10 protein-coding genes are annotated in these 12,726 nt (G+C 61.5%); 7 read left to right on the top strand and 3 right to left on the bottom strand.

What is annotated here, in order from left to right; all coding sequences use genetic code 11:
• Positions 1 to 339: 339 nt before the first annotated feature.
• The 6 genes from FE240_RS12010 (at position 340) to FE240_RS11985 (ending at position 7,557) form a co-directional block, all read left to right on the top strand.
• Positions 340 to 1,569, top strand: coding sequence for an extracellular solute-binding protein (locus FE240_RS12010; RefSeq protein WP_193001211.1), 1,230 nt, complete (start codon positions 340 to 342; stop codon positions 1,567 to 1,569).
• Between the two features lie 78 nt (positions 1,570 to 1,647).
• A complete protein-coding gene (locus tag FE240_RS12005; RefSeq protein ID WP_193001209.1) occupies positions 1,648 to 2,952 on the top strand; it encodes a carbohydrate ABC transporter permease in 1,305 nt (434 codons plus the stop codon).
• 12 nt (positions 2,953 to 2,964) lie between these two features.
• Positions 2,965 to 3,816, top strand: a complete 852-nt coding sequence (locus FE240_RS12000) for a sugar ABC transporter permease (RefSeq protein ID WP_193001207.1) — start codon at positions 2,965 to 2,967, stop codon at positions 3,814 to 3,816.
• Positions 3,817 to 3,838: 22 nt separating this feature from the next.
• Positions 3,839 to 5,038 (top strand): glycoside hydrolase family 53 protein, encoded by a 1,200-nt coding sequence (locus FE240_RS11995; RefSeq protein WP_193001205.1) that lies wholly within the window; start codon positions 3,839 to 3,841, stop codon positions 5,036 to 5,038.
• Positions 5,039 to 5,101: 63 nt separating this feature from the next.
• A complete protein-coding gene (locus tag FE240_RS11990; RefSeq protein ID WP_193001203.1) occupies positions 5,102 to 7,156 on the top strand; it encodes a beta-galactosidase in 2,055 nt (684 codons plus the stop codon).
• Between the two features lie 53 nt (positions 7,157 to 7,209).
• Positions 7,210 to 7,557, top strand: a complete 348-nt coding sequence (locus FE240_RS11985; RefSeq protein WP_042049048.1) for a glucose PTS transporter subunit EIIB — start codon at positions 7,210 to 7,212, stop codon at positions 7,555 to 7,557.
• A gap of 154 nt (positions 7,558 to 7,711) precedes the next feature.
• Here the strand turns inward: FE240_RS11985 and FE240_RS11980 are convergent, their stop codons facing one another.
• Positions 7,712 to 8,890 (bottom strand): dicarboxylate/amino acid:cation symporter, encoded by a 1,179-nt coding sequence (locus tag FE240_RS11980; protein ID WP_193001201.1) that lies wholly within the window; start codon positions 8,888 to 8,890, stop codon positions 7,712 to 7,714.
• 339 nt (positions 8,891 to 9,229) lie between these two features.
• On the bottom strand, positions 9,230 to 9,862 hold the full coding sequence (locus FE240_RS11975; RefSeq protein ID WP_193001199.1) for a LysE/ArgO family amino acid transporter: 633 nt from the start codon (positions 9,860 to 9,862) through the stop codon (positions 9,230 to 9,232).
• Between the two features lie 99 nt (positions 9,863 to 9,961).
• Between FE240_RS11975 and FE240_RS11970 the strand changes: the two genes are divergently transcribed.
• A complete protein-coding gene (locus tag FE240_RS11970; protein ID WP_193001197.1) occupies positions 9,962 to 10,858 on the top strand; it encodes a LysR family transcriptional regulator ArgP in 897 nt (298 codons plus the stop codon).
• A 61-nt stretch (positions 10,859 to 10,919) separates the two neighbouring features.
• Here the strand turns inward: FE240_RS11970 and pykF are convergent, their stop codons facing one another.
• Entirely contained in the window at positions 10,920 to 12,332 is a 1,413-nt protein-coding gene (pykF, locus tag FE240_RS11965; protein ID WP_193001195.1) for a pyruvate kinase PykF, read from the bottom strand.
• Between the last annotated feature and the right edge of the window lie 394 nt (positions 12,333 to 12,726).

The following is a 12,726-nucleotide window of genomic DNA, read 5'->3' as shown; positions in this document are numbered from 1 at the left end:
AAGCACCGCTTACCGTGGAGCTACTCGGTGTAATCGTTACCTTTTTCTCTGCTCTGTAATGCTTTCTAGGGCACATCTGGTGAAAAAGTAAAACGCGAGCCGATAGCCTCAGATGTGATGTATGGGATTTAACCAGTTATTTATCAGTGTGTTAGATAACGAGTAGTGTGCGGCTGTGTTTTCTGGCCGGTTCGGTGGTAACGAGAGCGGTGAGTTTGGTTACACCTGAACCGGTAAAAAGCGCCGTGAGTTACACCGGCTTGATGAGATCGCAATACCAGACTGACTACCGTCGCCGCGAATACCTGTTTTCACCTGAATTAAGGACAAGGAAATCATATGAAAATCAATAAATTGACCGCTGCAATGTTGTTTTCTCTGGGCGTGATGGGGTGGGGCCAGGTGGCCCACGCCGCCGACGGCGAACTGCTGGTGTGGGAAGACATCAAGAAGTCGAACGGCATCGAGGAGGCGGTCAAGGCATTCGAGGCCAAGTACCAGGTCAAGGTGAAGATCCTCGAAACCCCCTATGCCCAGCAGATCGAGAAGCTGCGCCTAGACGGCCCGGCTGGCATCGGCCCGGATGTGCTGGTGCTGCCGCACGATCAGGTCGGCACCGCCGTGGTGCAGGGGCTCATCAGCGAGATCACGCCGGGCGCCGACTACCTGGCCGGTTTCACCAAGCCGGCAGTGGACGCCCAGACCTATGAGGGCAAGCTCTACGGCCTGCCCAAGGCGGTCGAGACCATCGTCATGGTCTACAACAAGGATCTGCTGCCCAAGGCGCCGGAGAGCTTCGACGAGCTGATCAAGGCTTCCCAGACCCTGCGCGGCGAGAACAAATACGGCCTGCTCGCCAAGTTTGACGAGATCTACTACGCCTACGGCGTGGTGGCGGCCATGGGCGGTTATGTTTTCGGCCAGAACCCCAACGGCTCGCTCAACGTCAAGGACGTGGGGCTCGCCAATCAGGGGGCGATCGACGCGGTCAGCTTCCTCAAGCGCTTCTACGCCGAGGGGCTGTTCCCGGCCGGGATCGTCGGTGAGACCGGCGCCAATGCCATCGACTCCCTGTTCACCGAGAAGAAGGCCGCCGCCGTCATCACCGGCCCCTGGTCGTTCCAGCCTTACAAGGATGCCGGCGTGAACTACGGTGTGGCCCCGCTGCCGACCCTGCCCAATGGGGAGCACATGCGCTCCTTCCTCGGGGTGAAGGGCTACAGCATCTCCACCTACTCCAAGCACAAAGAGCTGGCGCAGCAGTTTATCGAGTTCATCAACCAGCCCGAGTACGCCAAGATCCGCTTCCAGAAGACCGGCGAGATCCCGCCGCTCAAGGCCCTGATCGACGATCCGCTCATCAAGGATGACGAGAAGTCCCGCGCTGTGGCTATCCAGGCCGGCTTTGCCACCCCGATGCCGAGCGTGCCCGAGATGCAGGAGGTGTGGACCCCGGCCAACAGCGCACTGCAACTCGGCGTCACCGGCAAGCAGGAGGTGAAGGCGGCGCTGGAAGGGGCGGTCAAGAACATCAACATGCAGATCGAAGTCAATCACGCACAGCAATAACGAACGGCGGGCGCAGGCCCGATCCGGGCCGGGCGGCGACGGTCGCCGCCCGGGCTCTTCATGGAAAGGAGGTACATTGTGGTTGTCGATTCCGGCGCGTTCGCCCAGATCGGTACAAGAACCCATCACGCCAAGGTCGCCGCCCTGCTCTCGCTGATCCCGGGGCTCGGCCAGTGGTATAACCGGCAGTGGGTCAAGGGCACCCTGTTTTTCATCGTCATGGCCTGCTTCTTCGGCGTGTTCCGTGACTTCCTGTCCCAGGGCTTTTGGGGCCTGTTCACCCTCGGCACCGAGTTGCCGCGGGATAACTCAGTCTTCCTCTTGGCCAAAGGGGTCATCAGCGTGCTGGTGGCCGGGTTTGGCGGCGCCTTCTACTACTGGAGCCTGCGCGATGCCTACGTCAACGGCGAGCGCCGCGATCGCGGCGTGGCGTTGACCAGCGTACGCAAGCAATACCAGTTGCTGCTGAGCGAAGGGTTCCCCTACCTGATGATCACCCCAGGCTTCATCTTGCTGGTGTTCGTGGTGGTGTTCCCCATCATCTTTGGCTTCTCCATCGCCTTCACCAACTACGACCTCTACCACACCCCGCCGGCCAAGCTGGTGGACTGGGTGGGGATGAAGAACTTCATCAACATCTTCAAGCTCGATCTGTGGCGCTCGACCCTGCTCGACGTGTTGCAGTGGACCGTGATCTGGACCCTGATCGCCACCACGCTGCAATGCGCGGTCGGAGTGCTGCTGGCGATCCTGGTCAACCAGAAGGATCTGCGTTTCAAGGCGCTGATCCGCACCATTTTGATCCTGCCGTGGGCGGTGCCCGGCTTTGTCACCATCCTGGTGTTTGCCGGCATGTTCAACGAGACCTTCGGTGTCATCAACAACGGCATCCTGGCGGCGCTTGGCATCGAGCCCAAGGCGTGGATGACCGACCCGTTCTGGACCAAGACGGCCCTCATCCTGATGCAGACTTGGCTCGGCTTCCCGTTCGTCTTCGCCATGACCACGGGGGTGTTGCAGGCCATTCCAGATGATCTCTACGAGGCGGCCACCATCGACGGGGCCAGCACCTGGCACAAGTTGACCACCATCACGCTGCCCCTGGTGCTCTACTCGATCGCGCCGATCCTGATCACCCAGTACACCTTCAACTTCAACAACTTCAACATCATCTACCTGTTTAACAACGGCGGCCCTGCGGTGGCGGGCTCCAACGCCGGCGGCACCGACATCCTGGTCTCTTGGATCTACAAGCTGACCATGTCGTCGTCCCAGTACGCGATCGCGGCGAGCATCACCATCCTGCTCTCTATCTTCGTGGTCGGCATCGCCCTGTGGCAGTTCCGCGCCACCAACTCCTTCAAGCAAGACGACATGGTGTAAGGAGAGCCAGCCATGAGTGTCAAACACAGCCTGAAAAAGCGTAATGCCATCCGCCTGACCCTGAGCTACCTGCTGCTGGCCATGGTCGCGGTGATCATCATCTACCCCTTGATCTGGACCGTGGGGGCGTCGCTCAATCCGGGCAGTAGCCTGCTCAATACCTCGATCATCCCCGAGAACTTCTCCTTCATTCACTATCAGGAGCTGTTTGATGGGCGCATCGACTACGCCGCTTGGTACTGGAACTCGATGAAGATCAGCTTCCTGACCATGGTGCTGACCCTCATCAGCGTCAGCTTTACCGCCTACGCCTTCTCGCGCTTTCGCTTTCGCGGGCGGCAGAACGGCCTGATGCTGTTCCTGCTGCTACAGATGGTGCCCCAGTTCTCGGCCCTCATCGCCATCTTCGTGCTGGCCCAGATGCTTGGTCTGGTCAACAGTCACCTAGCGCTGGTGCTGGTCTACGTGGGCGGCATGATCCCGATGAACACCTACCTGATGAAGGGCTACCTCGACGCCATCCCCAAGGATCTCGACGAGTCAGCGCGCATGGACGGGGCGGGCAACTTTCGCATCTTCATCGAGATCATCATGCCGCTCTCCAAGCCCATCATCGCTGTGGTGGCCCTGTTCTCCTTCACCGGCCCGCTCGGTGACTTCATCCTGGCTAGCACCATATTGCGTACCCCAGATCAGTTCACCCTGCCCATCGGCCTTTACAACCTGGTGGCTCAGAAGATGGGAGCCAGTTACACCACCTACGCGGCGGGGGCCGTGCTCATTGCGGTGCCGGTGGCCATTCTCTACCTCTCGCTACAGAAGTACTTCGTTTCCGGTCTTACCGCGGGTGGGACCAAGGGTTAATCAGCCAAACAGGACGTTCGACATGACAATCAAGAAGACGCTGGTGATGGCGGCGCTGCTCGCCACTGGCCTGCTGGGCATGCAGGCCCAGGGCGTGGCCGCCGAGAGTGCCGTGGTGCAGCCGGTGGCGGTGCCGCAGGATTTCATCAAGGGGGCCGATGTTTCCATGCTGGCCGAGGTGGAGAAGTTTGGCGGCAAGTTCTTCGATGCCAGCGGCAAGCCGCAGGACGCCATGGCCATCCTCAAGCAAAACGGCTTTAACTACATCCGCCTGCGCCTGTGGGTCGACCCCAAGGATGCCGACGGCACGCCCTACGGCGGTGGCAACAACGATCTGGCCACCACGGTGGCGCTGGCCAAGCGCGCCAAGGCGCTCGGCATGAAGTTCCTGCTCGACTTCCACTACAGCGATTTTTGGACCGATCCGGGCCGCCAGAACAAGCCCAAGGCGTGGCGCACTATGTCGGTCGAGCAGTTGGCTGACGCTGTCTATGCCCACACCAAGCAGAGCATGGACGCCCTGGCCAAGGCCGGCGTGCTGCCTGACATGGTGCAGGTTGGCAACGAGATCAACGGCGGCATGCTGTGGCCCGAGGGCAAGAGCTGGGGCCAGAACGGCGGCGAGTTTGACCGCCTGGCCACCCTGCTCAAGGCCGGCGTGCGTGCGGTGAAAGAGCATGGCAAGGAGATCAAGGTGATGCTGCACCTGGCTGAGGGCACCAAGAACGACACCTTCGTCTGGTGGTTTGACGAGATAACCAAGCGCGAGGTGCCCTTCGATATCATCGGCCTCTCTTTCTACACCTACTGGAATGGCCCCATCAGCGCCCTCAAGGCCAACATGGATGACATCAGTGAGCGCTATGGCAAGGACGTGATCGTGGTCGAGGCCGCCTACGGCTACACCACCGACAACTGCGACAACGCCGAGAACAACTTCACCGCCAAGGAGGCGAGCGACGGCGGTTACCCGGCCAGTGTGCAGGGGCAGGCCGACTTCCTGCGCGATCTGCTCAAGAGCGTGGTAATGGTGCCAAACGGTCGCGGCAAGGGGCTCTTCTATTGGGAGCCGGCCTGGCTGCCGACCCCCGGCGCGACCTGGGCCACCAAGGCCGGCATGCGGTACAACAACGACGACTGGAAGGAGGGCAATGCCCGGGAGAACCAGGCGCTGTTTGACTGCACCGGCCATGTGCTCCCCTCGATCAAGGTGTTCAACTGACCCGCTTTCAACCGACAGGGCAGCCGGCCATGGCCGGCGCCCCTTCGTTTTAGGAGATGTGTGATGCTCAAGTTTCCCCCGCTCAGTGAACGGGTGCCGGCCCTGCTGCATGGTGCCGACTACAACCCGGATCAATGGCTGGACGACCCCCAGGTGTTCGAGCGCGATCTCGAGATGATGCGCCAGACCCGCTGCAACGTGATGTCGGTCGGCATCTTCAGTTGGTCGTCGCTGGAGCCGCAGGAGGGGCGTTATGAGTTCGGCTGGCTCGATACCGTGATCGACCGCCTGCACGCCAGCGGCGTATCGGTCTTTCTTGCCACCCCGAGCGGCGCCCGCCCGGCTTGGCTCTCCCAGCGCTATCCCGAGGTGCTGCGAGTCAGCAAGGAGCGGGTCAAGGCGCTGCACGGTGGCCGCCACAACCACTGCATGAGCTCGCCGGTCTACCGCGACAAGGTGCGCGCCATCAACGGGGCCTTGGCCGAGCGCTATGGCCGCCACCCCGGCGTCATTGCTTGGCACATCTCCAACGAGTACGGCGGCGAGTGCCACTGCGAGCTGTGTCAGGAGCGTTTTCGTGACTGGCTCAAGGGGCGCTACGGCAGCATAGAAGCGCTCAACCACGCCTGGTGGACCAGCTTCTGGAGCCACACCTACAGCGACTGGTCACAGATCGAATCCCCGTCCCCCATCGGCGAGAGCTCGATCCACGGCCTCAACCTCGACTGGAAACGCTTCAACACCGCCCAGGTGAGCGACTTCTGCGCCGAGGAGATCAAGCCCCTGAAGGCGGTCAACCCGAGCCTGCCGGCCACCACCAACTTCATGGAGTACTTCTACGACTACGACTACTGGCAGCTCGCCAAGGTGATCGACTTCATCTCGTGGGACAGCTACCCCCTGTGGCACAACAGCGGCGATGACACGACTCTGGCGGCCTACACCGCCATGTACCACGACCTGATGCGTACCCTCAAAGGGGGCAAGCCCTTCTTCCTGATGGAGTCGACCCCGAGCCTGACCAACTGGCAGCCCATCAGCAAGCTCAAGAAGCCGGGGATGCACATCCTCTCCTCCTTGCAGGCGGTGGCCCACGGCTCCGACTCGGTGCAGTACTTCCAGTGGCGCAAGAGCCGCGGCTCGGTCGAGAAGTTCCACGGCGCCGTGGTCGATCACGTCGGTCACATCGACACCCGGGTCGGCCGCGAGGTACAGGCGCTCGGCGAGATCCTGGCCGCCCTGCCCGAGGTGGTGGGCAGCCGCGTCGAGGCCAAGGTGGCCATCATCTTCGATTGGGAGAGCCGATGGGCCATGGACAACGCCCAGGGCCCGCGCAATGCCGGTCTCTTCTATGAAAAGACGGTGACCGAGCACTATCGCCCCTTCTGGGAGGCTGGGGTGGCGGTGGACGTCATCAATGCCGATGGCGCGCTGGATGGCTATGACCTGGTCATCGCCCCCATGCTCTATATGGTGCGCGACGGCTTTGCCGAGCGAGTCGACGCCTTCGTCAAACGGGGCGGTCAGTTTGTTACCACTTACTGGAGCGGCATCGTCAACGAGACCGATCTCTGCCATCTGGGGGGCTTTCCGGGGCCGCTGCGCCCGATCCTCGGGATCTGGGCCGAGGAGATCGACGGCCTCTACGACGAGGAGCGCAACGCTATCTCGGGGCTGGCCGGCAACGAAGCAGGGCTGCGCGGCCCATACGAGGTGAGCCAGCTGTGCGATCTCATTCACCTGGAGGGGGCGCGCGCCTTGGCCAGCTATGACGGCGACTTCTATGCCGGGCGCCCGGCGGTGACGGTCAACGAGCACGGGGCCGGGCGCGCCTACTATGTTGCCTCGCGCAACGATCTGGCGTTCCAACGCGACTTCTTCGGCCACCTCATCGACAGCTTGGCCCTGCCGCGCGCCCTGCCGGTGTTGCCGGAGGGGGTCACCGCCCAGTGCCGCAGCGATGGGGAGCAGGCGTTCGTATTCGTGCAGAACTTTGCCAACGCCGAGCGGCAGGTCACCTTGCCGGGGGGCCACCACGACATGGTGAGTGGCGAGGCGCTGGGCGACTCACTGCGGCTGCCGCCGTTCGGTTGCCGGGTGCTGCGCCGCGCCCGTTGATGGCGGGCGGAGTCACAGGCTCCGCCCTCTTTTTTCATCATGAGGAGGTTCCTATGGTCAAGATGCAGGATTTCAAGCGGCTGTTTGCCGCCGCCCTCGGCCACAAGGGGGAGAAACCAGCGGCGGCGCCGCTCAGTGAGCTGGACGAGGCGGCCATCACCGCCCTCATCGCCGCCTTTGGCGGGCGTGACAACATAGCGGGCTTTGACGCCTGCCTGACCCGGCTGCGGGTCAGGGTTAAGGCTCTGCAACCGGTCGACAGCGAGGCGTTGCAGCGTCTTGGCGCCATCGGCGTCATCATCATCGGTGACGAGGTGCAGGCCATCTTCGGCAAGCGCTCGGACAACCTGCGCCGCGAGCTTAGCCAGTGGCTCGAGCTGCACGAGCCGGCGCCGCGCTAAGAGAGGCCCACCATCTCATCACCAATGCCGGGAGCGCCCCGGCTCTCCCCCTTCAAGGGGTGACCCAGCCGGTGGTTGCATCGTGGCCAAGCAGGGGCTCTGAGCTTGCTTCTGGCAATAAAAAGCCCGGCATCTGCCGGGCTTTTTCATCGGGTTACTGCGCCGTTTCGGCCAGCGCCACCTCATCTTGCTGGCGGCCGGCGAAGCGGTCAACCCACAGGGCGATGGCGCCGTCGCCGGTGACGTTACAGGCGGTGCCGAAGCTGTCCTGGGCGAGGTAGAGAGCGATCATCAGTGCAATCGACGCATCACCGAAGCCGAGCATGGAGGTGAGCAGGCCGAGGGCCGACATCACGCCGCCACCCGGCGCGCCTGGGGCGGCGATCATCACCACCCCCAGCATCATGATGAAGGGGAGCATCTCGGACAGGCTCGGGATGGCCAGGTGCTCGGAGAGAAACATGACGGCGGTGGCGCAAGTGACCAAGGTGATGGTTGAGCCGCACAGGTGAATCGTGGCGCACAGGGGCACGGTGAAGTTGGCGATGCCATCGCTCACCCCGTTGTTCTTACTCGCCTGTAGGGCCACCGGGATGGTGGCGGCACTCGACATGGTGCCGACGGCGGTGAAGTAGGCCGGCAGCATGTTTTTGATCAACTGGAGCGGGGAGCGGCCGAGGGCGAGGCCAGTGCCGACAAACAGGGCGGTGAGCCACAGCCAGTGCATCACGATGGCCATCACCAGTACCACGCCGAAGGTCTTGAGGGTGGTAAAGACAGTGCCCTCAACCGTCATCTCGACGAAGACGCCGGCGATGTAGATAGGCAGCAGGGGGATCAGCACCTTGGCCAGCAGGCGGTCGATGATGTCGCGCCCCTGATCGGCCACACTGCGCAGATCGCGCGCCTCGGTGGCAGAGATACCGATGCCGAACACGAAGGCGGTGGCCAGTGCGGTCATGACGCCAAACAGGGGCGGCACTTCCAGATTGAGGTAGGAGGCCAGCTTGACCCCCTCCTGGCTGTTCATGGCCACACTGCTGGCAAACAGCGGGATGAAGTGGCTGGCGACCAGGAAGGCCAGGGTGCCGGCCAAGAGGGTCGAGCCATAGGAGAGACCCACGGTCTGACCGAGCAGGCGACCCGAGTTCTTCGGCAGGCTGGCGATACCGCTGGTGATAAAGAACAGGATGATAAGCGGAATGGTGAAGGTAATGAGCTGACCGATCAGCACCTTGGCAGTGAAGACCAGGCGCGCCAGCCACTCGGGGGCGTAGAAGCCTATCAACAGGCCGACCAGGATGCCGGCCAGCAGTTTTGCGATCAGTTTCATGATGAAGTTCCGCTTATATATGAAGTCGTCGAGTATTTTGTCGGGGCGTTTTTTAACACAAAAGCAGCAAAATTTCCCGAAAAAAACAGAATAAATAGCGGAATAATTCAGCAAAATTGCATTTGACGAGTGTCTTCGCCGATGTTCCCTGTGGGCCAGCCACTGGGGGGGACGGCCATCCTTGCAGCGCAGCAGCACACGCTGGGTCGGCGCGCCCTGCCAGCCCAACTTGCGGACCACGCTGGCGTGGCTCTGGTCATCGAGGATGGGCTCGTGTTGCCAGAGCCGGCACGGCGGCGGCCAGCAGGCTCAGGCCGTGGTGGTGGATCTGCTGGCGCGTTATGCCAGTTGCCCCGCCAGTTGCCAAGTGAGCTGGGTCGCCAGTGCCAGCATGATGCCACCGACCAGCAGGTCGATGCCGCGCTTGACCTTGGGCTGACTCAGCACGGGGGCGAAGCGGGCGGCCCCAAGTGAAAGGGTGTTGAACCAGATGAAGGAGGCGAGCAGGCAGCCCACGGCGAACCAGAGCCGCTCATGGGTGGCCAGTTGGCTGCCGATGGAGCCGAGGATCACCATGGTGTCGAGGTAGACGTGGGGGTTGAGCAGGGTCACCGCCAAGGTGCCCAGCAGCACGGCACCCCGGCCACCGAGGTGAGCTGCCTTGCGTGCCTCATCGGCGGCAGCCGGTCGCATGGCGCTGCGCAGGGCCATGGCGCCGTAGGTAGTGAGAAATAGGATGCCGGCCCCGGTGATGAGGGTGAGCAGCAGGGGTTGGCTGCTCATCAGGGCACCGGTGCCGAAGACCCCGAGGCTGATGAGGAAGACATCGCAGCAGATGCAGACGGTCGCCACCATCAGGTGGTGGTGACGGCGGATCCCCTGATTGAGCACGAAGGCATTCTGGGCACCGATGGGAACAATCATGGCCAGGCCCAGTGTGAGGCCCTGCCAGAGGGGAGAGGTGACAAACATGATGAGACTCCTTGAGGTAATGAGCGCAGCATAAGGAGTGGCGTCGATTTAGAGAAACTAATAATCTTAATTCATTATCAGTTTTGCTAATGGTGAAGGATGCGCGGACTCGATTATCTCTGGCTGGAGGCGCTCGACGCCGTGGTGGCCTATGGCGGTTTTGACAAAGGAGCGCAGGCGCTGTTTGTCACCCAGTCGGCCGTCTCGCAGCGGATCAAGCAGCTCGAGAAGTGGCTGGCACAGCCGGTGCTGGTTCGCGGCAGCCCGCCCAGGCCGACCGCTATCGGCCGTCGCCTGCTCGGTTTTTATCGCCGGGTGAAGACCCTGGAGCTGGATCTGCTGCCTTCCCTCTCGCCAGACGGGGTGGATGCACCGTTGCCGGTGGCCATCGCCACCAATGCCGACAGCCTCGCCACCTGGTTGCTGCCAGCCTTGGCTCCTCTGATGAGCGAGGGGAGGCTAGTGCTCAATCTGATGGTGGAGGATGAGAGCCGCACCCTCAACCGACTGCGATCGGGGGAGGCGGTGGCGGCCATCAGCAGCGAGCCGACCCCGATGGCGGGCTGTGTCAGCGATCGGTTGGGGCGTCTTGAATACCTTTGTGTGGCGAGCCCGGCCTTTATCGCGCGCTACTTTTCGCACGGGGTCAATGCCGAGGCGATGACCCGAGCCCCCGCCGTGGTGTACGACCTGCACGATGACATGCACTCTGCGTTTCTCGCCGAGCGTTTTTCCCTCTCCTCAGTAAGCTGGCCTACCCATGTGGTGCGCTCTTCTGAGGCCTTCGTTAAGTTGGCCAATCAGGGGGTGGCCTACTGCCTGATCCCGAGCCTGATGATTGAGCACGAACTGGCGCAGGGGACACTGGTCGATCTGCTGCCGGGGCAGGGGGTGATCCGCACCCTCTACTGGCACCGCTGGGCGCTGGAGAGCGGACTGCTGGCCTCTCTTTCAGCCACCTGCATCCGTCACGCGCGGGAGGCGCTAGCGCCTTGAAGGTGAACACTGGAATAAAAAAAACGGCGCCGAGAGGCGCCGTTTTTGCGGGCAGTGCCGATTAGAGCACGTGCACGGAAGCGGTGTTGGTGGTGCCGCTCGGTACCAGAGCACCAGAGACCATGACCACGATGTCACCCTTCACGCCCATGCCGGTTTGCAGCGCCACGTCCATACCGATGCGGTAGAAGTCATCGGTGGAGGCGATGGTGTCGACCACGTGAGTCACCACGCCCTTGGACAGGGAGAGCTGGGAAGCGGTCTTGGCATTGGTGGTGATGGCCAGGATCCACGCCTTCGGGAAGTACTTGCGGATAGCCTTGGCAGACTTGCCGCCTTCGGTCGCTACCACGATCAGCGGGGCGTCCAGCTTCTCGGAGGTCTCGACTGCACCTTTACACACGGCTTCAGTGATGCGCAGCTTGTTGCTGTCGTTGGCAGCAGACAGGTTGGACGGCATCACGGCGTCGGTGCGCTCGCAGATGGTGGCCATGATGCTCACGGCTTCCAGCGGGTACTTACCCTTGGCGGACTCACCGGACAGCATGACGGCGTCGGTACCGTCCAGGATGGCGTTGGCCACGTCGCCGGCTTCGGCGCGGGTCGGACGCGGGTTCTTGATCATGGAGTCAAGCATCTGGGTGGCGGTGATGACCAGCTTACGTGCCTTGTTGCACTTCTGGATCATCATCTTCTGGGCGAAGATAACTTCTTCAACCGGGATTTCCACACCCAGGTCACCACGGGCGACCATGATGCCGTCGGACACAGCCAGGATCTCGTCGAAGTTATCCAGGCCTTCCTGGTTTTCGATCTTGGAGATGATCTGGATGGCGTCACCGCCGTGGGCCTTGAGGTGCTCACGGATTTCCAGTACGTCTTCCTTCTTACGGATGAAGGAGGCAGCAACGAAGTCGACACCCTGCTCGCAACCGAATACCAGGTCACGCTTGTCCTTCTCGGCCAGGGCCGGCAGCTTGATGGAGACGCCCGGCAGGTTAACGCCCTTGTTCTCACCCAGATCGCCGTTGTTGAGGACCTTACAGATCACTTCACGCTCGGAGATCTCGACCACGTCCATACCGATGAGGCCATCGTCAACCAGGATGCGGTTACCAACGCGCAGATCGCTGGCGAAGCCCGGGTAGGTCACGGCGACCTTGTCAGCGTTGCCGATGACGGTCTGGTCGGTGGTGAAGGTGAAGGTTTGGCCTGCAACCAGGGCGACATCGTTGCCCCCTTCCAGCTTCATGGTACGGATTTCCGGCCCCTTGGTATCGAGCAGGATGGCGGCCTTGCGACCGGTCTCGGCCATCACTTCACGCAGGTTGCGGATGCGGGTGCCGTGCTCTTCGTAGTCACCGTGGGAGAAGTTGAGACGCATAACGTTCATGCCGGCATCCAGCAGTTTGGTCAGCATTTCTTTGGATTCGGTCTTAGGACCGATAGTGCAGACGATCTTGGTCTTTTTCATGTCAGTCTTCATGGTTAAAGGAATTTTCACTACGCAATATACACCAATTTCGTGAGACTTTTTATGATCCAGAAACAACGTTTTTGCCGTGGAGCTCGTTTTTTTGAGCGGTAACGTTTTCTTTTCGATACCGTAGCTTACGGCGCGAACAGCGTTATCCGTGGGGTGAAAAAAACAAGCTCCAATAGACGCTTTTCGGGCCTTAGTTCGATTTGTAGTAATAAATTGACAAAAAGGTCATGGAGTTGTCATGGGGAGAGGCGAGGCTTGCTCTGGTTTCAGGAAGGAGGATAGCCCATGGCCGGTTTCCCGTTGCCGCCCATTTGGGTTTGGCTGCTCTGGCTGACATTGGGTGTCGTGCTCAGCCTGTCAGGCGACCCCGAGTCCAGACTGG

The organism is Aeromonas simiae (assembly GCF_014892695.1).
Lineage (GTDB): Bacteria > Pseudomonadota > Gammaproteobacteria > Enterobacterales > Aeromonadaceae > Aeromonas > Aeromonas simiae.
This window is presented reverse-complemented; position numbering and strand designations above follow the sequence as displayed.

Coding starts and splice junctions, on each gene's coding strand:
- pykF (WP_193001195.1), bottom strand. CDS start 12,332: ATGAAAAAGACCAAGATCGTCTGCACTATCGGTCCTAAGACCGAATCC.
- FE240_RS11980 (WP_193001201.1), bottom strand. CDS start 8,890: ATGAAACTGATCGCAAAACTGCTGGCCGGCATCCTGGTCGGCCTGTTG.
- FE240_RS11975 (WP_193001199.1), bottom strand. CDS start 9,862: ATGTTTGTCACCTCTCCCCTCTGGCAGGGCCTCACACTGGGCCTGGCC.
- FE240_RS11985 (WP_042049048.1), top strand. CDS start 7,210: ATGGTCAAGATGCAGGATTTCAAGCGGCTGTTTGCCGCCGCCCTCGGC.
- FE240_RS11995 (WP_193001205.1), top strand. CDS start 3,839: ATGACAATCAAGAAGACGCTGGTGATGGCGGCGCTGCTCGCCACTGGC.
- FE240_RS11970 (WP_193001197.1), top strand. CDS start 9,962: ATGCGCGGACTCGATTATCTCTGGCTGGAGGCGCTCGACGCCGTGGTG.
- FE240_RS12010 (WP_193001211.1), top strand. CDS start 340: ATGAAAATCAATAAATTGACCGCTGCAATGTTGTTTTCTCTGGGCGTG.
- FE240_RS12000 (WP_193001207.1), top strand. CDS start 2,965: ATGAGTGTCAAACACAGCCTGAAAAAGCGTAATGCCATCCGCCTGACC.
- FE240_RS11990 (WP_193001203.1), top strand. CDS start 5,102: ATGCTCAAGTTTCCCCCGCTCAGTGAACGGGTGCCGGCCCTGCTGCAT.